19 protein-coding genes are annotated in these 21,596 nt (G+C 43.0%); 7 read left to right on the forward strand and 12 right to left on the reverse strand.

All coding sequences use genetic code 11. The features are described from left to right. Positions 1-8 precede the first annotated feature (8 nt). Together P6709_RS13310 and P6709_RS13315 are read right to left on the reverse strand one after the other, a co-directional pair. Positions 9-995, reverse strand: a complete 987-nt coding sequence (locus P6709_RS13310; RefSeq protein ID WP_278241414.1) for a LacI family DNA-binding transcriptional regulator — start codon at positions 993-995, stop codon at positions 9-11. Positions 996-1,495: 500 nt separating this feature from the next. Continuing rightward, positions 1,496-1,984 (reverse strand): hypothetical protein, encoded by a 489-nt coding sequence (locus tag P6709_RS13315; RefSeq protein WP_278241415.1) that lies wholly within the window; start codon positions 1,982-1,984, stop codon positions 1,496-1,498. A 173-nt stretch (positions 1,985-2,157) separates the two neighbouring features. On the opposite strand from P6709_RS13315, the gene P6709_RS13320 reads away from it, so the two are divergent. The 3 genes from P6709_RS13320 to P6709_RS13330 all read left to right on the forward strand — a co-directional run bounded on the left by P6709_RS13320 (position 2,158) and on the right by P6709_RS13330 (position 5,226). Next, a complete protein-coding gene (locus P6709_RS13320; RefSeq protein ID WP_442905326.1) occupies positions 2,158-2,913 on the forward strand; it encodes a Cof-type HAD-IIB family hydrolase in 756 nt (251 codons plus the stop codon). A 122-nt stretch (positions 2,914-3,035) separates the two neighbouring features. Beyond that, complete coding sequence (locus tag P6709_RS13325) at positions 3,036-3,863, forward strand: aldo/keto reductase (protein ID WP_278241417.1); 828 nt, start codon at positions 3,036-3,038, stop codon at positions 3,861-3,863. 319 nt (positions 3,864-4,182) lie between these two features. Then, positions 4,183-5,226 (forward strand): general stress protein, encoded by a 1,044-nt coding sequence (locus P6709_RS13330; RefSeq protein ID WP_278241418.1) that lies wholly within the window; start codon positions 4,183-4,185, stop codon positions 5,224-5,226. Positions 5,227-5,319: 93 nt separating this feature from the next. Here P6709_RS13330 and P6709_RS13335 read toward each other — a convergent pair whose 3' ends face one another. Together P6709_RS13335 and P6709_RS13340 are read right to left on the reverse strand one after the other, a co-directional pair. Next, positions 5,320-5,796, reverse strand: coding sequence for a hypothetical protein (locus P6709_RS13335; protein WP_278241419.1), 477 nt, complete (start codon positions 5,794-5,796; stop codon positions 5,320-5,322). 62 nt (positions 5,797-5,858) lie between these two features. After that, on the reverse strand, positions 5,859-6,248 hold the full coding sequence (locus P6709_RS13340; RefSeq protein ID WP_278241420.1) for a DUF2500 domain-containing protein: 390 nt from the start codon (positions 6,246-6,248) through the stop codon (positions 5,859-5,861). A gap of 216 nt (positions 6,249-6,464) precedes the next feature. On the opposite strand from P6709_RS13340, the gene P6709_RS13345 reads away from it, so the two are divergent. Further along, the gene (locus tag P6709_RS13345) at positions 6,465-7,217 is read left to right on the forward strand and encodes an SDR family oxidoreductase (protein WP_278241421.1); all 753 of its coding nucleotides are present in this window, start codon (positions 6,465-6,467) and stop codon (positions 7,215-7,217) included. An 84-nt stretch (positions 7,218-7,301) separates the two neighbouring features. Here the strand turns inward: P6709_RS13345 and argF are convergent, their stop codons facing one another. The 7 genes from argF to argC form a co-directional block, all read right to left on the reverse strand. Then, entirely contained in the window at positions 7,302-8,252 is a 951-nt protein-coding gene (argF, locus tag P6709_RS13350) for an ornithine carbamoyltransferase (protein WP_278241422.1), read from the reverse strand. Beyond that, positions 8,249-11,344, reverse strand: a complete 3,096-nt coding sequence (locus tag P6709_RS13355) for a carbamoyl phosphate synthase large subunit (protein ID WP_278241423.1) — start codon at positions 11,342-11,344, stop codon at positions 8,249-8,251. Before P6709_RS13355 ends, argF begins: the two co-directional genes overlap by 4 nt. Then, positions 11,337-12,398 (reverse strand): carbamoyl phosphate synthase small subunit, encoded by a 1,062-nt coding sequence (locus P6709_RS13360; protein ID WP_278241424.1) that lies wholly within the window; start codon positions 12,396-12,398, stop codon positions 11,337-11,339. Before P6709_RS13360 ends, P6709_RS13355 begins: the two co-directional genes overlap by 8 nt. 76 nt (positions 12,399-12,474) lie before the next feature. Then, a complete protein-coding gene (locus tag P6709_RS13365) occupies positions 12,475-13,629 on the reverse strand; it encodes an acetylornithine transaminase (RefSeq protein ID WP_278241425.1) in 1,155 nt (384 codons plus the stop codon). Then, a complete protein-coding gene (argB, locus tag P6709_RS13370) occupies positions 13,626-14,408 on the reverse strand; it encodes an acetylglutamate kinase (protein WP_278241426.1) in 783 nt (260 codons plus the stop codon). Before argB ends, P6709_RS13365 begins: the two co-directional genes overlap by 4 nt. Then, complete coding sequence (gene argJ / locus P6709_RS13375; RefSeq protein WP_278241427.1) at positions 14,371-15,597, reverse strand: bifunctional ornithine acetyltransferase/N-acetylglutamate synthase; 1,227 nt, start codon at positions 15,595-15,597, stop codon at positions 14,371-14,373. The genes argB and argJ overlap by 38 nt, the downstream gene beginning before the upstream one ends. 16 nt (positions 15,598-15,613) lie before the next feature. Continuing rightward, on the reverse strand, positions 15,614-16,645 hold the full coding sequence (argC, locus tag P6709_RS13380) for an N-acetyl-gamma-glutamyl-phosphate reductase (RefSeq protein ID WP_278241428.1): 1,032 nt from the start codon (positions 16,643-16,645) through the stop codon (positions 15,614-15,616). Positions 16,646-17,776: 1,131 nt separating this feature from the next. Here argC and P6709_RS13390 point away from each other — a divergent pair. The 3 genes from P6709_RS13390 (at position 17,777) to P6709_RS13400 (ending at position 19,496) form a co-directional block, all read left to right on the forward strand. Next, positions 17,777-18,286, forward strand: coding sequence for a DUF3916 domain-containing protein (locus P6709_RS13390; RefSeq protein ID WP_278241429.1), 510 nt, complete (start codon positions 17,777-17,779; stop codon positions 18,284-18,286). Positions 18,287-18,432: 146 nt separating this feature from the next. Beyond that, complete coding sequence (locus P6709_RS13395; RefSeq protein ID WP_278241430.1) at positions 18,433-18,876, forward strand: NUDIX hydrolase; 444 nt, start codon at positions 18,433-18,435, stop codon at positions 18,874-18,876. Positions 18,877-19,088: 212 nt separating this feature from the next. Further along, positions 19,089-19,496, forward strand: a complete 408-nt coding sequence (locus tag P6709_RS13400) for a GNAT family N-acetyltransferase (protein ID WP_278241431.1) — start codon at positions 19,089-19,091, stop codon at positions 19,494-19,496. 489 nt (positions 19,497-19,985) lie between these two features. Here P6709_RS13400 and P6709_RS13405 read toward each other — a convergent pair whose 3' ends face one another. After that, the gene (locus P6709_RS13405) at positions 19,986-21,329 is read right to left on the reverse strand and encodes an MFS transporter (protein ID WP_278241432.1); all 1,344 of its coding nucleotides are present in this window, start codon (positions 21,327-21,329) and stop codon (positions 19,986-19,988) included. Positions 21,330-21,596: the final 267 nt, after the last annotated feature.

Raw genomic sequence — 21,596 nt, forward strand, 5'->3', positions numbered from 1 at the left:
CTTGATTTTTAGGTTGATTGTCTCTCAATTAAATGAATAGGCAGTAGGATGTCCTGCGGTTTGTTTACTGCAGGATCATGAATAATTTCCAGCATGATATTCATCGCGGTAACCCCAATATCGGTTGTGAACTGGTTGATAGTGGTAATTTGAGGGTCCAGTAATTCAGCAATTGGCTGATCATCAAACCCTATGACCGCCAAATCCTCCGGAACTCTCCAGGCATGCTGCTGTGCTTCTTTTATGACGCCTGCTGCCACTTCGTCACTGCCTGTAAAAACAGCAGTGGGTGTCTCAGGCAGTTCTTTAAGCTTTCTAAAAATCTCTCTGCCATCTTCTATTGTAAAAATGTTTTTAAACATCCAGGCAGGCTGGGGAGTAAGTGACGCTTCTGTAACCGCTTTCAAATATCCTTTTCGGCGGTTTGTGGAAACGCTGCTGTCGTTCCCCTGACAATAAGCTATTTTCCGATGCCCCTTGTCGAGTAAGTGCTTTGTACCGATGTAGCCGCCTTCAATTTGATCGAGCCTGACTCTGATTACCTGTGCAGCCGGGTCGTATTCATTGCAGTAGATGATTGGTCCATATTTAGTATAAGGTTCAATCACTTCCCAGGAATTCTCCACAGAGGCCATAATGATTCCGTCTACTTGCTTTGATTTTAAAAGCTGAAAGTATTCAAGTTCTTTTTCTTTATCAATTCTCGTATTGCACAGGATGACCTGAAAGCCTGCCCCAGCTGCCCTTTTTTCCATGGCATCTACTAAATGACTAAAGAAAGGGTTTATAATTCTTGATACGAGAACAGCGATTTTCTTTGTTTTCAAGTTTCGCAGCCGTTGTGCTGAAGAATTAGGCACATAGCCGAGCTCATCCATTGCTTTATGAACTGCTCTTTTTTTTTCTTCACTGACATATGGATGATTATTTAATACTCTTGAAACCGTCGCTTGTGATAACCCAGCTTTTGACGCAACATCTTTAATCGTGTACACGTGCTCACCCTCCTATAGGAACACCCCCAATGAATGATATGAAATCGTTTTCATAGTAAGAGCATATTACAGGAAGATGACAAAATCAATAGGAAATTTAAAAATTCTAATAATTCAATAGATCAGTAGATTTCTTTAAGAAATGAACTTTCACTTAAAGAGCAGTGATGAAGGGAATGGGGAGGCTACTTGATTCGTTCGACCTGAGGTAATTATAAAAAAAGAGATTGGGACAAAAGTGTCTCAATCTCTTTGACCAGTTCGGCTGCGCTTCAGGCGGACGCTTTCAGCAGGGACGGCGCTGAGCCATCCTCAGGCTTTGCCTTTCGGGGTCTCAGCTTGCCGTCATGTCCTGCAAGAGTCGCCACCTTCCGCTCCGCTCACCTGCTACTATTAATAAATAGATCCTCATTTTATAAACTTTTTTGAGTTCTTTCCGAGCCTCATCTTTATAATTTACAGATTAAAGCAATTTTTACTTGCTGCGTTTCAATAGAGTTTTATTCTTTAGATAACTCTTCGTCCTCTTCCTCTGGAGGAAGGTTATTCTGCTGGTCTGCAATTATTTGCTGAAGGGAGGGAGGGGCTGTATCGTGATTCATTCGTGCGCGAACATAGAAAGGAAAAAGCTCCCTGAGGCTTTCGTGATAAGCAGCTCCGTCAGCCGGTTTTTTGTGGCCAGCGGCCTGGTTCTCGCTGTCCAGTATGATCACAAGTGGAAGGGAGGCGCCGGAATCCGCCTGCTGTGTTTCACGGTTCCATTCTTCAAATGCATACCAAACATAGAGTTCGTCTTCATTACCCCCATATATTTTATAGCCGTCTGTAATGACTCCTCCGTGATGATTCCAGGCTACGTTCTTTTTTAAATAGGACTCTACCGAATCTGCCTGGTGAGCCGGGACCTGAAAAAACAAATTCAATAAAAGAATCAGGATGCCCGCCATAAAGGCGTATAATCCGAATCTTACTTTTTTCTTTAACCGCATGTTAATTCCTCCAGCTTAAATGTTCCATAGTCAATCTAATATTTGACACTTTAAGTGCAATGTCCTTCTTTGTATCCATATTATTTCTCTATTTTTTCCTATTGTATAGACGATTCGATTTTACTGCTGGTACGCGATATACTACAATCATGAATCGGAGTGCTGGAAGGAGATTGAACAACGATATGAAATCAACTGCTATAAAATTAATTGCACTGGATATGGATGGTACTTTACTGAAAAATGATCATACTGTGTCTGACTATACGCGAAAAACAATAAAGGAAGCTCAGGAGAAGGGCGTTAAAGTAATGGTCAGCACCGGCCGTCCATTAATTTATTGCCAGGAAATTGTAGAGTCGCTGGAACTCGCATCCTATTTAATTACAGTGAACGGAAGCGAAATCTGGGATGCAGATTTAAATTTAATTGAGCGGACCATGATTGACGTGCAGCATATTGATCAAATGTACAAATTAGCTCAAAAGCATGAGACGCATTACTGGTCATCGACCGTTGGCGGAGTATGGAATAAGTCCACCTCTTTTCCGCAATCGCTGGATGAGCATGAATGGCTGAAATTCGGCTTTGATATAGAGGATGATGCGATTCGGGAAAGCATTCGGGAAGAGCTTGCGATGAATGAATTTCTGGAAGTGACGAATTCGAGTGAGACTAATATTGAAGTAAATGCTGCTGGAATTAATAAAGCGGCTGCCATCCGCAAGGTGTGCGACCTTCTCGACATTACAATGGATGAGGTTATGACCGTAGGGGACAGTTTGAACGACCTCGCCATGATTAAAGAAGCAGGAGTGGGCGTGGCAATGGGAAATGCACAGCAAAAGGTAAAGCAGGCAGCAGACTGGGTCACAGAGACAAATGAACAAGACGGGGTAGCGAAAGCCATTCGAAAATTTGTTCTCTGATGCCAGGTTTTTTGTTTCCGGTAAAGGGTAGATGAATGGAGTAAGTCATAATAATAGATTCTCTTCAAAGACTCTATTATACTAATAGTGAAATTATTTCGATTACCGAAAGGAGTTTTACTGTGAATACAATTACGCTTAATAATGGTGTTAAAATGCCTCAGATTGGACTTGGTGTTTGGCAGGTGGAAGATGGCAAGGAAGCTGCGAATGCTGTGCAAAAGGCAATTGAAGTAGGGTATCGTTCAATTGATACAGCAGCCATTTACAAAAACGAAGTTGGCGTTGGCGAAGGCATTAAGGCGTCTGGTGTTGCACGTGAAGATCTTTTCATTACAACCAAGGTTTGGAATGCAGACCAGGGCTATGACACAACGATTAAAGCATTGGATGAGAGCTTAGAAAAGCTTGGTCTTGATTACGTTGACTTATATTTGATCCACTGGCCGATGCCTGGAAAAGACCGCTATGTAGATACATACAAAGCGATGGAAAAGCTGTATGAGGATGGAAAAGTTAAAGCGATCGGTGTTTGTAACTTTGAAATTGACCATCTTCAGCGCCTGCTTGATGAATGCACAGTTAAACCTGCAGTAAATCAGGTGGAGTGCCATCCGTATCTTGGTCAGCATGAACTGAAAGAGTTTTGTGCGAAAAACGAAATCTATTTAGAGTCATGGAGCCCGATCATGCAGGGTGGAGCTGTATTAGAAGATGATACAATCCGTAATATTGCAGAGAAATATGGCAAAGAGCCGGCTCAGGTAGTCATCCGCTGGCACATTCAAAGCAACTCAATTGTGATTCCAAAATCTGTGACGCCATCGCGGATTGAATCAAACTTCGATGTATTTGACTTTGAATTAACGGAAGATGAAATGAAGTCGATCAATAATCTGGACCGCAACGAACGAAAAGGTCCTCACCCAAATGACATGGATAAAGAATAATAGATGAAACCCTGATGAGTATCAACTCATTGGGGTTTTTTTAGTTCCATTCACAAAAGAAGCTCGTAATCAAATATTGAATCCTCCCAAATTATCTTATATACCTATAATAATTTTAGCATGGCTTTTTTTTATAAAAGTGCAAGAGTAGTTCATTAGAAGGATTTAAGTCTTCGGCATGCTGCAAACTGTTTTAAAAAAAGATAGACGGGTAAAACACAAGTATGCTATAGCACGAAAGCAACAAATGTCATAACAACCACTTATAGATGCTGAAACAAATGCAACAAAGTTTTAATATGACTAGGAGGAATTTAAAATGTCTGCAAACTATGTTGAAACATTCAGATCAGAACAGGAAGTATTGGACAAAATTGATGAACTGAAAGTGCAGGGTTATTCAGAAGAAGATATGTATGTAATGGCAAGACATAAGGATGAATTGTCTTTAGTAAGAGGCCGTACAGATGTTGATCTTGAATCATCAGAGGGCAACTGGATGGATAAATTTAAAGCGTTTGTTACAGGAGATTCCCCTGTAAGAGAAGCATTTAATAGAATGGGAATGGAACGTGAAGATGCTGAGCGTTACTACGATGATGTTAATAACGGCTCAATCCTGCTTTATGCAGACAAGCATTACGAAGGTTCATCGTCAGCATCGTCTTCATCTACAGCTTATGCCCACCCGGACGAACGCGAGGGCATCCAGAGTACAGGATCAGATAATTCCAACTACGTGGATGACAACATCGCGCCGCCAACAGGACTTGAGCAGGATCGTACAACGAGAGGAACGAATTTTACAAATGAGTCCACTCATACCGAATCCGGCAGCGACAATGGTAAAAATTTTGAGCCTTCAAGCAGAGATAAGGAAAAATACGGCAGCGCGACAAGCGGCAGTGATAACGGCAGCAATCCTATGTACAACGAAAAATCGCCGGATACAGTCGATGCAGGAACACCAAGAAACGATATTCGACCGGATCAAGAAGGGCTTACAGCTCAAAATGAATCAGTCGATAACGGTGAATGGGAAGACCGCTCAACAGGGACTTCAGGTACGCATTCAAACAAACGTGAAGACACTGTGAACGTAGGCAATGTAGAAGTAGATAACAGAGATGTTGAGAAGTACGAAGATGATGAAAACCGTCTATGGGGCGGACAGAATGTGGAGGATGCTGAAGCGGATGAACGTAACCAGCACAACCACGATGTCAGCTCGAAAGATAAAAATGGCGACCATGACCGTGATAAATCGGATCCTTTGCTAACAAAAGGCAGCCGGGAAAACTCAGTGGACGACCGCCGTTTATTTGAAGAAGAACGCGTATTCAGAGGGAAAGACCGCTTATAAAAAGGAAAAAGGCTGAGACAAACTTCAGCTGCAAAAAACGAAGACCGTCTTCCTGGAGTTCATTCAGGAAGACGGTCTTTCTTTGATTAACGATCAATACATTTTCTTTGTGAAACCCTCTTCTTCTAAATAAGAGGCCGCTTCATTGTAAGAAGGGAAGATGCCATCCAGATTTTCACCTGCATACACACTCCACATATCTCCCTCCTTTGTTAACATCAGCGTTTGAAGATTCCGGTTCATCCATTTTTCTTCGACAGCAGGCTCAAAATCAGCCAATTCTTCATGAGGATCCTGAGAAAGGGACTGTATCGATTTTTCAATCACCAGTCGAATATCTTCTTCAGGAAATTCTCGTATATTAATCATGCCTTTTTCGTTTTTCTTATACCCCTTAATGAAACCGCCAAAAATAAAGCCGTTCCCGTTTGGGTGGAGATGATAGCCGACAATGGATTTTTCTCTTTTGCTTTCCTCATAAAGAAAATTTACGCGGCCAAGAGATACGTTATTTCGAGTCAGTTCAGGATAAGATTCAAATATAGCTATTTTTTCTTCAAATGTAAGCATAATGCCTCCGATAAATAATTTTTTCTACATTCTATTGTATCATATCTTGTTATCCCCAATTGTTAAGAAGATTCTCTGACAAAATCATTAAAACGCGTACCCTGATAATCGAGAGTCCCTTTATCTCCTTCTGCTAACAGTCCGAATTCATTCCCTTTAACCTGAAACTCTTTTCTCGTACCGTTTATAAACTCAAATGTAATGTAATAATAGGTAGTCGTACGCGGATGCTGATTGCCCCCGATTGAGCGATTTTCAGTTCTTTTTGAAAGAACAAGAGCTTCTTCTTGTTCATGTGGCGCACGATTATTACTTGACCAGACGGAGATTCCTTTAAACGCTGTAAAAATAATAATCCCAAACACAATAATAAAGACGATGGCGATAAAGATCGGTACCCCTGTAAGCATGAAATTTGATGGAGAAGAAGAAAATTGAAGCATGGTATTCATCACTTGACCTCCTGTTTTTGATCCTGTGTCCAGTATACAAAACTTAGCAATGAACCTTAAGAGTTGAACAGCAAATAATCCATTAAATTGAACATTGGATCAGGATCTATGGTACGATGTAAAAAACTGAAAATTGAAAAACCGATCAAGGTGAGAATGTTTGACTACATTTCAGATTTTGACTTAGTGAAGGAAAACAAAGGGGAGAAAGAGAACATGACAAATCGTTTGAATGGAAAGGTTGCACTTGTTACAGGGGGATCGAGAGGACTGGGTAAATACATAAGTGAAGCACTGGCTTTAGCAGGCGCAGCTGTCATTGTGAATTATGCTAATAATCGATCAGCGGCTGAACAGACGGCTGTACGGATCCAGGAAAAAGGGGGAACTGCCTTCGTGCTTCAGGGGGATATTACAAATGAAGAAGCAGTAGACCGCCTGGTTCAGGAGGCAGAAGAAATAGCTGGCGGCAGTATCGACATTCTGGTGAATAATGCAACGGGTCCTCAGCCGGAGCTGTCAATCGAAGAAAGCACCTGGCAGGATTATTTAGATCAGCTTGATTTCTTTGTGAAAGCGCCGCTGCTGCTTGCCAAAGCGGTTCTTCCTGAGATGAAAAAGAAAAATGAAGGAAGAATCATTTTGATCGGCAGTGAAGTGATTCAACTGGGCAATCCCAATTTTTCAAGCTATGTCACAGCCAAATCGGCCCAGCTTGGCATGACCCGATCCTGGGCAAGCGAGCTCGGACCTTATGGCATCGCGGTAAATTTACTCAATCCAGGGTTTATTCCAGTGGAAAGACATGAAGGAATTGATCCAAGCGGCTACGCAGCATCCGTTCCTTTACGAAAAACAGGAGAGGGAGAAGATATCGCCAATGCGGTTGTGTTCCTGGCGTCTTCTGAGTCGAAATTTATTACAGGGCAATCGATTTCGGTCAATGGCGGAAACACGTTTGGCGTCTAGTAGCGTGAAGTGTGAGGGTGTAATGCAGAAAAAAGGTGAAAGAGGAAGGGGGTTTTCCCTTCCTCTTTCACCTTTTCCTAAGTATTATTTCATTAAAGCAGCAAGAAGGGCTTTTTGAGCGTGGAGCCGATTTTCTGCTTGTTGAAAAACAACTGAATGAGGCCCTTCGAGAATGGAGGTTGAGACTTCTTCTTCACGGTGAGCCGGCAGGCAGTGCATAAAAATATAGTCTGGATTAGCGTGGGCTGCCAGTTCCTCATTCACTTGATAAGGAGCAAAATGCTGCATGCGTGCTAAGGCTTCTTTTTCCTGTCCCATACTTGCCCATACATCGGTATAAAGGATATCGCTTCCTTTTACGGCTTCCGCGGGATTTTCTGTAATTTCTATTTTTGCTCCGCTGACCGCTGCTAAGGATTGAGCTAGTTCCACCATTTCGGGCTTTGGAAAATAATCAGCAGGAGCAGCGATGGTGCAGTCCATGCCTGTTTTGGCTGCACCAATCATCAAGGAATGAGCCACGTTATTGCCATCCCCTATATAGGTCAGTTTTTTTCCTTTAAATGTTCCAAAGCGCTCATAGATCGTCAGCAGGTCAGCGAGAATCTGACAGGGATGATAATCGTCTGTCAAACCGTTAATCACTGGCACCGAGCTTGCTTGCGCCAGTTCCTCTACCGTCGATTGATGAAATGTTCGAATCATAATGCCGTCCAGATATCCCGATAAAACACGTGCTGTATCGGCAACTGTTTCGCCTCTGCCCATCTGAATATCCCGTGTGCTCAGGTACATGGCATGCCCGCCAAGCTGAAGCATTCCTGCTTCAAATGACACGCGGGTTCTGGTTGACGATTTTTCAAAAATCATTCCCAGCACCTTTCCTTTCAGCAGGGGCAGATATTTATTTTCCGGTTTTTTTAATTCGACTGCTAAGTAAAGCAGGTCCAGTATTTCATTTACTGTATAATCTTTTAACGATTGCAGGCCTTTATGTGCAATCGAAGGGATCATAGGACGGGTTGAGTAATTCATGTCAGCACTCCTTTCTGGGTGAGGGTGGGTTGGCCGAGTGTTCCGAGAAATGCTTCAACGGTTTCAAGGCGGGTCCACGCATGAAGGCGGTGAATGGCAGCTTTTTTAGCATGAGCAGCCTCGCCATCCGGATAAAGATTGATATACGCTTTTTTATTTTTTTGTTCCATCCATTTATCAAATGGTAGAGTGTGAGACGAGTAAACGGTAAATCCGTGCGCTTTCCATGCTTTTTCATCAATATGCGGCAAGGAGGAAGCTTCAACAAACACACTGCCATCTTTTGTCCATAGATCAGCGAGCTGCTGGCTTGCACCAACCAGCGCCTGGTGAAGAGCAATGGCAGGATCAGAATGAGAGGCAATGACTTCACCCGTTGACGTCATAACCGGGGAAAGCGCTGGTGAAAGATTCGGCAGCTTCACGTGTGAAAAAACGGGTGCTTTCACTGTGAATGTACGCTGTCCGTTAAAACCAGCCAGTATATTCAGCTCATCAAACGTTTTGCCGAGCATAAGTGCTGTAGCATGCTGAACAAGGGGTACGTCTGTTACCTTGCTGCTGATCGGTGCCGTCCGGGATGCTCTCGGGTTAATTTCAATTACATATAAGCTGTCTTTTTGGCAAACGAATTGTACGTTGAAAAGTCCTTTAAAATCGAGTTTTTTCGCAATATGCCTAGAAACCTGGCATACATGATCAAGCATTTTGGCTGGCAGGTTCAGGGGAGGGGTGATGGAAATGCTGTCCCCGGAATGAACCCCTGTTCCTTCAATATGTTCAAATACTGCTGATATCCACGCATTTTTGCCATCTGACAAAATGTCTGCTTCCACTTCTTTTCCCTCAATAAACCGGTCAACTAAAACCGGATACTCAATTACAGCGGAAGCAAGATAGTCGTCGAGCTCCTGTTCATTTTGCAGCTTTATCATGCCGCTTCCTCCAATTACATAAGACGGTCTGAGCAGAAGCGGAAAACCGATTGTGGCGACTGCCTGCCAGATTTCAGCTGGCTGATTGGCCGTATAGCCGGGAATAACAGGTAGTTGAATCGACTCAAGAAAAGAATAAAAACGGTCGCGGTCCTCCATTTGATCAAGAACGTCAGAACTTGAGCCTAAAATCGTGATTCCTGCTTCTTCTAGGGAGGCTGCTACGTTAATGGAAGTCTGGCCGCCAAACTGAACAATGACCTGGTCAATGCCTTCAAAGTCAAGCACGTTCAGAATATCTTCAGTTGTCAGTGGTTCAAAATATAGAGCGTCTGCAACCTCATAATCTGTGCTGACAGTTTCAGGGTTATTATTAATCATCACCGCTTCATAGCCCAGTTTTTGCAGAGCCATCACACTATGAACGCAGCAATAGTCAAATTCAATGCCTTGACCAATGCGGATGGGACCTGAACCGATCACAGCTACTTTCTTTTCTTTACTGCTGCGTGCATCAGAGGTGCCGTTCCAGGTGGAATAAAAATAATTGGTTTTAGCTTCAAATTCAGCCGCACATGTGTCTACCATCCGATAGGAAGGAATGAGTCCCCATTTTTTTCGCTGACTGCGAATGAGGGAAGCGGGAACACGCCATAATGCGGACAAGTCCTGATCGCTGAAGCCATGTTTTTTTGCCCATTGAAGACGGTCTTTGGTTATTTCAGTCCAGGTGAATTCCTTTAATTCCTGCTTGATCGTTACGAGTTTCTTAAGCACTGATAAAAAATAAGGGCTAATACCTGTTTTTACATGCAGCTCTTTTAGGGAAGCGCCGCGAGAGAAAAGCTCAAATAAAACAAACAGCCGTCTGTCATCAGCCGCTACAAGCAAATGCTCCAGCTCTTCATTACTGCAGAGGGCAAGTGAAGGCATTAAAAATCCATCAAGCTTGATATCAAGTGACCGGATGGCTTTTTGGAACGCAGCCTCCATATTCCGTTCAATAGCCATGACTTCACCAGTCGCTTTCATTTGTGTGCCAAGCGTACGGTTTGCCTGAGGAAACTGATCAAAGGGCCAGCGCGGAATCTTGACTGTGACATAATCGAGTGCAGGTTCAAAGCTGGCAAAGGTCGTTCCGGTAACCGGATTTTTCAGTTCAAAAAGGTTATAGCCAATCGCGAGTTTCGCTGCGAGACGGGCAATCGGATAGCCTGTTGCCTTTGAAGCTAATGCAGATGAACGGCTTACTCGCGGATTCACCTCAATTAAAAAATACTCAGACGTTTTTGGATGAAGAGCGAACTGGATATTGCATCCGCCAACGATGCCGAGCGCTTCTATAATTTTGATCGATGCCGTACGCAGCATATGATACTCTTTATCATGCAGTGTCTGGCTTGGCGCCACGACAATAGAGTCGCCTGTATGAATCCCCACAGGATCGAGATTCTCCATATTGCAGATCGTTATGCAGGTGCCGGATGCATCCCGCATGACTTCGTACTCCACTTCCTTATAGCCGGCAATGCTTTTTTCAACGAGACATTGTTTGATCGGACTGGCGCTTAACCCCTGCGTCACAAGATCCATAAGTGCTTCTTTTGTTTCAGCAATGCCGCCGCCAAATCCTCCGAGTGTATAAGCAGGTCGAACGATAACAGGATAGCCGACAGAGCTTGCGAAATGAAGCGCCTGATCCACGGTATAAATAATGTCACTTTCAGGTACTGGCTCCTGCAATTTGTTCATAAGAGAACGAAACGCATCCCGGTCTTCCGCTTGTTTGATGGACTCGATTTCGGTTCCCAGCAGCCGCACGTTATATTTGGAGAGGATGCCTTGGTCGGTCAATTCCATCGCAAGGTTTAGTCCCGTCTGGCCGCCGACTGTTGCAAGCAGCCCGTCAGGACGTTCCTTTTCAATGATGGAAGCAAGACTGTCCGCTGTCAGGGGTTCAAAGTAGACTTTGTCAGCAGTTGTGTTGTCTGTCATAATGGTCGCTGGATTATTATTGACTAGTACAACGTGAATGCCTTCCTCCCTCAGCGCTGTACAGGCCTGTGTTCCGGAATAATCAAATTCAGCTGCCTGACCGATGACAATCGCACCGGATCCAATTACGAGTACTTTTTTTATTGAATCTTGCTTAGGCATTTAATGACACCTTCTTTTCTGTTTGAATCAAGCTGAAAAACGTCTCAAAAACTTCGTGGTGTTCAGCTGGTCCCGGAGAAGCCTCGGGATGAAATTGAACCGTCATGATCGGCAGCTGGTGATGGTAAAGACCTTCTATGCTTAAATCATTTACGTTTTGATACAGAATGCCTAACGTTTTTGGCAGATCAGTGAGCTCCACAACATAGCTGTGGTTTTGAGAGCTCATGCTGACTCTGCCTGTCTTTGCATTTCTGACCGGATGGTTCGCACCGCGATGACCAAACGGCAGCTTCGTGGTTTCTGCTCCAAAGGCCAGGGCTAGAAGCTGATGGCCAAGACAGATGCCAAGGGATGGGTAGCGCTCAGCCCAATCCCTGTATACGGGAGCAAAGCTTTCAAGAGAAAAGGGGTCGCCGGGACCGTTGGAAAATAAAAGCGCATCGATTCCGTAAGAATCAAGGTCGGCTGTTGAAGTTGTATAAGGAAAAATCGTTACCTTGCAGCCCCGGTCCAGGAGTGCCTGCAGGATCGATTTTTTGTATCCAAAGTCAATGAGTCCAATATGCAGAGAACCGTTTCCAACCGTTTCGATCGAGGAGGCTGTCACACTGGGCACCAGGAACGTTTTGATTGGCTCCCATGCTGGAAGTGGTTTGCCTTCTAGGCTCATGACGGCTTGCATCGTACCGTCTTCACGGATTACCTGAATAAGTGAGCGCGTGTCTACGCCTGTCATAAGAGGCACGCCTTGTTGAAAAGCAAAGTCAGCCAGGGATATCCCTTTTTCAAGCTCTCCGTCATACACTTCAGCAGTGACAATCCCTGCCACCTGAATTTTTGTAGATTCAAGATGAGCCGTTTGGATGCCATACTGCCCCATCAGCGGATAAGAAAAGACGATGATCTGTCCGTGGTAGGAAGGGTCGGTAAGGACTTCTTCGTATCCGGTCATTCCTGTATAAAAAACGATTTCTCCTTGCACATCCTTTAGGGATCCTTTCCAGGAACCTGAAAAAGACTGTCCATTTGATAAAGATAAATTACCTTTCATGAGGTTTTGCCTCCTTTGTATAAATATAAGTTAAAATGTAATAATATTCATTTGTGAGTAAAAAAGTACTCCTTATTCAGGAGTCCATTGAAACCTTTGATAAAATAAGTTTTTTTAAAATGGCTGCCGCTTCTGCAAGCTCTTCTTTAGATACAGTCAATGGCGGGAGCAAACGGATCACGTGAGATCCTGCCGGAACAAGCAGCAATCCTGCTTTCTCGGCCTGCTGAACAATAGGGGAAGCTTCGTCCGTCATTTCGATGCCCAGAAGAAGGCCTCTTCCTCTGATTTCCTTTACTGAGCCGCTCTTTAAAAGAGGAAACAGCAGATCCTGCAGGTAGCTTCCTTTTTCATTAACCTCCTGGATAAAGGAAGGATCAAATGCTAACTCAGTGACTTTTTGCGCTACACTGACAGCAAGTGCATTGCCGCCAAATGTCGTACCGTGTGTGCCTGGGCCAAATGAGTCAAAAAGCTGGACAGAACCAAGCATTGCACCGATAGGAAAGCCATTGCCAAGCCCTTTTGCAAGTGTGACGATATCAGGCTGCAGCCCAAATTGCTCAAACGCATAACGGCTTCCGGTGCGGCTGATTCCCGTTTGAACTTCATCAATGATCAGCAATAGGTCCTTGTCGCTGCAAATGGATTGAATCTTCTCTGCGAATCCTTTATCTAAAACATGAACGCCGCCTTCACCCTGTATGACCTCAATCATGATCGCTGCCACGTTTTCATCCACAGCTTCTTCAAGCGCTTCGGTTTGGTTAAAGGGAACGTGCCGGAATGATTCAAGAAGGGGGCCGAACCCTTGCTTTATTTTTTCCTGTCCCGTTGCAGACATGGCTCCAAAGGTACGCCCGTGAAAGGATTGCTCGCATGTGATAACGGTATTTTTCCCCGTGTGCTTTCTGGCAAGCTTAATTGCTGCTTCATTAGCTTCAGCGCCGCTGTTGCAAAAAAACACATGCGACAGGGGAGAGTCCGATACGAGTGCAGCGGCCAGTTTTTCCTGCTCAGGACTTTCAAATAAATTGGAAATATGCCATAGTTTCTCACTTTGACGCTGGAGAACATCAATAATAGCCGGGTGGGAATGACCAAGGTTTGTTACCGCAATACCGCTCGTGAAATCAAGATAGGAATTGCCGGCATCGTCCTCGACAACTGTGCCCTGTCCTTTTAAAATGGACAGCGGGCGTCTTGCATAATTATTAAATAGGGAAGTCATGGGATTTTCACCTCCTGGGAAATTTGTGTGCCTTGCAGTGATTCACCGACAATATGTACAGCAGGAACTCCAGCTTCGAGACAATCAAATGCTGCATGGACTTTTGGAATCATTCCGCCATAAATCTCACCGGAAGAAATTGCTTTTTGAATCGCTTCAGGCGTCAGATCATTTTGCGTTTTTCCACTGAGCTTGATGCCGTCTGTGTCTGTTACCAAAAGCAATGACTCAGCGTGCAGGGCTAGAGCTATTTTGGAAGCCACCGTATCTGCATTAACATTCAATGCCGCCCCGTCCTTCGTTTTGCCAATACAGGACACGACAGGAACAAAGCCGCCCTGCAGCAAGGTTTGAATCAGCTCTGTTTTGACGGTCTGAATTTCTCCAACGCAGCCATATACTTCTTGATCCAGGTAGGAGCAAGTCAGCATTTGATCATCAAAGCCATTAAGACCGGCTGCCCGTATGCCGGCTGACGATAATGAGTGTACAAGAGAAGGATTAACCAGTCCGATAAGAGTGCTCTGAACGACCTCCATTGCTTCAGGAGAAGTGACACGCAGCCCATTTTTAACTTCTGAAGTAAGCTTTCTGTCCGCAAGCTGTCTATTGATGGCGGGTCCTCCACCGTGAACAATCACTACACGCTGACCGCTTTGCGTCTTTCGTGCAATTTCTCTGTAAAATGATGAAGTCAGGTTTTCCAGCAGGCTGCCTCCGAGCTTAATGACTGTGACAGGCTTAAGTTCGATAGCTTGCATTGATTTGAACGTAGTCATACGTTAAATCACACCCCCAGGCAAGTCCATGTCCGTCTCCCTGATGGACATCTACTTTTAACTTTATCTCAGGCTGTTTTAAGTATTCGATCAGCTCTTCCTCCGAAAAAGCAACAGGTTCGCCGTCTTCCACTACCGCAGCAGGGCCTATTTGAATGCGGATTGCATTTGGATCAAGTGTGGCACCGCTGTACCCGACAGCTGCAAGAATCCGACCCCAATTTGCATCACAGCCGAAAATGGCTGTTTTAACTAAAGGAGAGCCGACGACCGTTTTGGCAATTGCACGCGCTTCAGCATCCGATACAGCACCGTTGACTTCCACTTCAATTAGTTTCGTCGCGCCTTCTCCATCCTTTGCAATCATTTTCCCAAGATCCTCACAAACACAAAGAAGAGTTTGGACAAACACGGCCCAGTCAGGGTGAGAAGGGGATAGTGAATCATTTTGAGCAAGTCCGTTGGCCATCACAATGACCATGTCGTTTGTGGATGTATCTCCATCTACGGTTATCGAGTTAAAGGTGCGATCGACAACAGACGTAAGCGCCTGATGAAGATGCTTGGATTCAATTGCTGCATCGGTGGTAACGAAGCCGAGCATTGTCGCCATATTTGGGTGAATCATCCCTGAACCCTTAGCAGTTCCTGCAATCGTAATGATCTTGCCGTCAATTTCAACCCGGTACGCTGTGTTTTTAGAAACGGTATCCGTCGTTAGTATGGATTGCGAAAAGTCAATAGAGCCTTTTAATCCTGAAGCCGGCTCTAAGCGCGGAATCCCTGAATGAATGCAGTCCATGGGCATTTTTTCCCCAATTACCCCGGTAGAAGCTACTCCTACAAGATGAGGGGATATTCCTAATTTGTCTGCAGTCAACCCCTGCATGGTTCTCGCATCCAAAAAGCCCTGTTTGCCGGTGCAGGCATTAGCATTTCCTGAGTTGACGATTATGGCCTGCATCATGCCCGACTGATCGATGGCTTCTTTGGTGACAAGCAGAGGAGCCGCCTGCACCGCATTTGTCGTATAAACTCCTGCTGCATTTGCCGGAACATCACTTACCAGAAGAGCAAGATCGTTTTTTTTATGCTTGATGCCACAATGGAGACCTGCGGCGCGGTAACCAAGGGGAGAAGCGATATTATTGCCTGAGATGCGCTTGATCGATGGATAAACAGTTGTCATCTTAGTCCTCCTTAAGCTAAATAAATAATGGCACTACATCTAAACTGGTTTCTTCGGGAAACCCGAATTGAAGGTTCATATTTTGAATCGCCTGTCCTGCTGCCCCTTTTACCAGATTGTCAATAACAGAGACGATCGTTACCCGGTTTGTTCTGGGATCTGTGAAAAGCTGAATATCGCAATAATTTGAGCCATATACCTGATTAGTGCCGAGCTTGTCGCCATTTTCGGAAAATCGTACAAAAGGTTCCTGGTGGTACGTTTCTTTATAGCAATCAATCAGCTGTTTTTCAGTTGCTCCATCAGCAAGCGGGGCGTAAGCGGCGGATAAAATCCCGCGAGTCATTGGAACAAGATGGGTGCTGAATGTGATGGGCGGCTGTTTGAAAGAGAATAATTCAAGCCCTTGTTCAATTTCTGGTATATGCTGATGCTGATTGACCTTATAGATTGATAGATTTTCATTTGTTTCACTGAAATGTGTAAGTTCTGAAGGTTTATTTCCTGCACCGGATACTCCGCTTTTTGCATCGATGATCAAATGGCTTGCGTCAATCAGTCCGTTTTTTACAGCAGGCAATAAAGCAAGAAGAACGGCGGTTGGGTAACAGCCTGGATTTGCGACTAATGGAGCATCTTTAATCTGGGCCCGATTCCATTCTGTTAATCCATATACACTTTGATTCAACGTATCAACCGGGGCTGCTTCTTTTTTATACCACTGCTCATACTCCTTTTCTGGCAGTCTGAAATCTCCTGATAAATCAATTAATCTGGGTCCTTTCCCAATGAGGGAGGGCAGAAGCTTGCTTGATACTCCGCTTGGTGTGCTTGTGAAGACGACATCAAGTGATGCTAAATGGTCAAGATCAATTCTATGAAGAGGGGTATCATACATATTCATTAAATGTGCATATTTATGAGAAAAAATTTTTCCTTCCCCGGACGACGTAAACAGGTCGAGGGATTCCACTTCCTTATGCCCGTGTAAAAGTCTAATGAGCTCAAGCCCGCCGTATCCAGTAGCGCCTATAATTCCTGCCTTCAAAACATCACCCCGAAAAAATAAGATAGACACATTATAGTATGTATAAAAATAAATGCAACAGTATTTTTATAAAAAATATAAAATTATAAAAAACAAGACCGGTTCATTTCCGTTTCAGGCGGATGCTTTCCGTGTGGCGGAAGGTGAGCCCCTTTGATGCTTTCGCATCTGCATGGTCTCACCGTTCCCGCTGCATCACGCAGGAGTCACCGCCTTCCACTGCAATGATCCTATCCTTTTTAAAATGTTAAGAAATAAAAATGACTTTCTCATAAACCTGATATTGTTTCAGACCGGTCATGTAATTGTAAAAAAGAGGGGACCGGTTCATTTCCGTTTCAGACGGATGCTTTCCGCGTGGCGGGAGGTGAGCCCCCTTGATGCTGCCGCATCTGCGAGGTCTCACCTTTCCCGCTGCATCACGCAGGAGTCACCGCCTTCCACTGCAATGAACCTATTCTTGTTATAAGGGTAAAAAATAGAAAGGGTTTTCTCATAAAATTGATATTGTTTTAGCACAATTGCTTAATTGTTAAAAAAAGGGGGACCTGTTCATTTTCGTTTCAGGCGGATGCTTTCCGCGTGGCGGGAGGTGAGCCCCTTTGATGCTTTCATCTGCATGGTCTCACCCTTCCCGCTGCATCACGTAGGAGTCACCGCCTTCCACTGCAATGAACCTATCCTTTTTAAATGTTAATAAATGTAAAATGACTTTCTTATAAATCTTAATATTAGAGAGAGGGGGACCGGTCCATGTTCGGTTTAGATGGATACTTTCCGCATGGCAGGAGAGAGCCGGTTTGATGGTTGATTGTTTAGCTCTTACACTGAAACAAACTACCAATTGTTTCAAAGGTGTAGCAACCAAGTATCTTGATAATTACCTTGCGTGGTTCAAGGTGCTGAGAGCATACAGCACAACTGAACGAAGTGACAGTTAATAACATTAGAAGGGATTTAACTCCAATTGTTTAAACATATGATAAACTTTAAGGTGTTTAAGTTTAAGAAATGATCTTATTTCTTATTCATCTTACAGGCAGGTTATTTTACAAGGAAAAGTGGATACTAAGCAACTATATATTAAACAAAAAAAGGTTAAATTGAATGAAAAATAGATAGGAGATAAAAATGCGTAATAAGAAGGTAAGGGGTTTAAGGCGAAAAACAAGAAATATGATAATACGAATTTGGGAGGAAACTTCTGATTTCCCTTTGGATTTTTATAATGGGTATTGGCATCTTCATTTACCAGTTGCCCAAGGTTTTATTGATTCCGAAAGGACTCCTTTTGGAATTAAGAGACTTTGTATTGAAACTTTATTAGAACGGGCTAAACATTTGATTGAAATCAAACCAAATACACCTGATAAGTGTCGGGTGGTTGTTTATATTAGTTTCGAAGCATTGTTTGATTCACAAATTATAGTGTTTGCTGATGATTCTCACTTTCAGGGGTTCTTTAATAGAAATGAAGAATTTCAAAAATGGATTCCCCTGTCCAAAGAAAGAAGTTTTGAGAGTGATTGGGGAATAAATATCCCCAAAGATATGGAGATCTTAGGGTTTAAAGAAGAAATAATCGATGAAGATGGGGAAGTTTATAAAAGAGATCGTTGGTTTATAGGTGAATTAGAGTAGGTTTAATATAACATTCTTCCTCAACTAACGGGTACTTTTCTACATTAAAGAAATATAATTAATCTTCCACAATCGAACGTGTTTCTTAAAGAAGGAGAAGTACTATTTTTGTTTAAATGAAAAGTTGATAAAATGGAGGTTTTTTATTGAAAAAAGGAGTAATTAGACCATTAGTTATTTGTTTATTTAGTAACAATGATTCCATTCTTGTTGCGGAAAGATATGACTCTGTAAGCAAAGAATACTATTATCGTCCTATAGGTGGAGGCATTGAATATGGGGAATTAAGCTCTGATGCATTGATAAGAGAGATTCAAGAAGAGATAGAGGCAAGCATAACTAATCTAGAATATATAGGAACGCTTGAAAATATTTTTACATACAACGGTGAGATTGGGCACGAAGTAGTTATGGTATATGATGCTACATTTGTTGACACATCATTATATAAGATTAGTTCCTTTGATGGTGTAGAAGACGATGGAACAGTATTCAAGTTGTATTGGAAACCTGTTAGAGAATTTCAAAATGGTAGGTTACAACTTGTTCCTGAGAATTTATTAGGGCTTATACAAGAGAGAATAAAATGAAAATATCGACTGTGTATTCTTTAACAACACCAGTTGATAAAAGCTTTAGTAATCTTACACAAACGGGTGCGTTAATTCAGCAAGATTAACCACCTTTTTCGGTGAACTTCGTATTAAATAAATAGGGCAGGTTAGTTCATCTCGAAGGGGTTTTATCAATCAAAGAGAAATTAGTAAACAGAGTCTATAAAGTATGTGTTGGAGGAATATAGATGGAGTGGTTTAAAAAAGATTTTAAAATTAGTGATAATGTAGAACTAATTAATTTACAGGATGTTACTCAGCTACTTTCTACTACATATTGGGCATCAAATAGAACAAAAGAAATAATTGAAAAAAGTATTAATAATTCGCTTGCTTTTGGTTTGTACCATAGTGGGAAACAAATTGGATTCGCAAGAGTTGTGACCGATAAGGCTGTGTTTTCTTGGGTTTTAGATGTTGTAATTGATGATAATTATAGAGGTAATGGTCTGGGACAATGGTTAATGGAATGTATATTTGAACATCCAGAAATTAAATTTACAGCATTTGCATTAGCGACATCAGATGCACATGATTTTTATAAAAAGTTTGACTTTAAGGATAACGTTTGTATGACCAAACCTTTACTGTGCTGATAAGATGAAATCTTGGACTAACAGTAAGCGTTAGCTTAATAAGGCGTTAATAAAAACGAAAGGAGGTTGGGGCAAAACTCAAAAATGTTTTAAAAAGAGGATATATTTATGAATAGTATTAGGTGAGCGGAGCGGAAGGTGGCGACTCCTGCAGGACATGACGGCAAGCTGAGACCCCGCAAGGCAAAGCCTGAGGAGGGCTCAGCGCCGTCCCTGCGGAAAGCGTCCGCCTGAAGCGAAGTGAACCGATCGTAGAGCTTGAGACACTTTTGTCCCATGCTCTTTTATCATAATAAAACAACATTAAACTTTAACAAATCCTAACTTAAAAAGTAAGGAAGTATATTCTATATTAGTATGATGTGAGCGAAGAGGAAGGTGGCGACTGGCTACGGAAAACGTCCGACTGAAGCGCAGTGAACCGGTCATGTTTTACAACAGTTATAAATTCGTTCTTCCACCATCATTTGCTTTGCTTAATGCAGGCAGTTAAGAAATAAGTGACTGCGCACGTTTCCGATAAACGAAAAACAGAACAGTAGAAAGAGTCATTAAAATAATTAAAGAAGCATAAGCCCACTGAAAAGAAGAAACGGAATAGGTGGCATTTCTCCATTCAAGAATAGTGGTCCCAAGGACGGCTCCTGAAGCACTTCCGACAAATTGGCTGAGCTGCTTCATTCCAATGCCGGTAGCCACCTGTTCTTTAGGCAGAATCCGCGAGATCTCATTTGTTGTGCTGGACGACAGACTTGAAAAACCAAAACTTGTAAACATATAGCCAATCATTATCATATAGACGCTGAGAGGAGAAAGGAAGGTGAAGATAAGAGCAGAGATCATGAGCAGAATTTGAGAAAGCAGCATGACGCGTATATTTCCATACTCGTCAATCAGTCTTCCTACGTAAATCGCCGCCACAGCAGACAGCATCGCCCCAGGGAAGATAATCAGCCCCACCTTGGTTGCCGAAAGATCAAACACCTGCCCGATCATCAGCGGCATTAGCACCAGTAAAGCAAAATGCAGTGTGAAGCCAATATAGCTTAAATAAACAATTAACCGGTAGCTTCGGTTCGCCAATAATTCCGGCTGAATAAACGGAATTTCTGTATGTGTGATTCTCCATGCAAGCATAACAGCAAGCAGGGCAAATAAACCAAGAAACAGGAATTCAAACGTAGAGACAAACAGTAAAAAGGACGTGACAGCGCCTCCGGTTAATAGTCCTCCCAATAAATCAAACGACGCTTTTTTAGTTTCCTGTTTAGGAAGTAAAAGAAATAAAAGCGGGATGACGGCCATCACAAACACCGTTACGATAAATAAATAATTCCAATTTAAAAAATCGGTTATCGTACCTCCTACAACCGGGCCAAGCCCAAAGCCAAGGGAGGAAGCAGAGGCAATCATCGCCATAGCACGTCCTCTTCGGTGAATTGGAACAAACCGTCCTGCAAACACCATAGAGAGCCCTGGTATTGCAGCAGCACCGGCCGCTTGGCCGACTCTTGCAGCCAGCAGCCAGGGAAACGTATTTGCAAAAAACCCAAGAATGGAAGAACAACCAAAAATCATAATTCCGATTGTTAATAGATTCCGAATCGGAATGTAGTCAGACAGTCTCGTGTAAGCAATTGTGAAGATAGCCAGTACAATAGAATAGCCGGAAACGACCCATGCACCCTGTGAAGGAGCAAGGGAAAATTCGTCCAAAACATCCGGGAGTGCTACATTAAACATAGTGGTATTCATAACGGTAAGCCAAACCGCAATACTGAGAACGAATATCGTCTTCGGATAAGCAGAGGATTCCGACTGTGAAGTATGCATTCTGCAAACCTCCTTTCTGAAATAGTATCAGTTGCAACTATTTGTATGTGATGTTGATGATCGCTAAGGTGAGAAAGAAAAAACCTGTAATGCGTCCATTCAACCATATTCAATGTGGAAAAAGCCACTTGACTTAAACATTAAGTATATCAAGCCTTTTTGAAACTGTCTGCTGATTGGCGCATAGTCAGAACCTTCTATTTAAAGAAAACCCTTTCATATAAGTGGAATAAGTTTACAAAACATGTCAAATAAATTAGTATAATA

The sequence above is a fragment of the Jeotgalibacillus sp. ET6 genome, from assembly GCF_029667115.1.
Lineage (GTDB): Bacteria > Bacillota > Bacilli > Bacillales > Jeotgalibacillaceae > Jeotgalibacillus.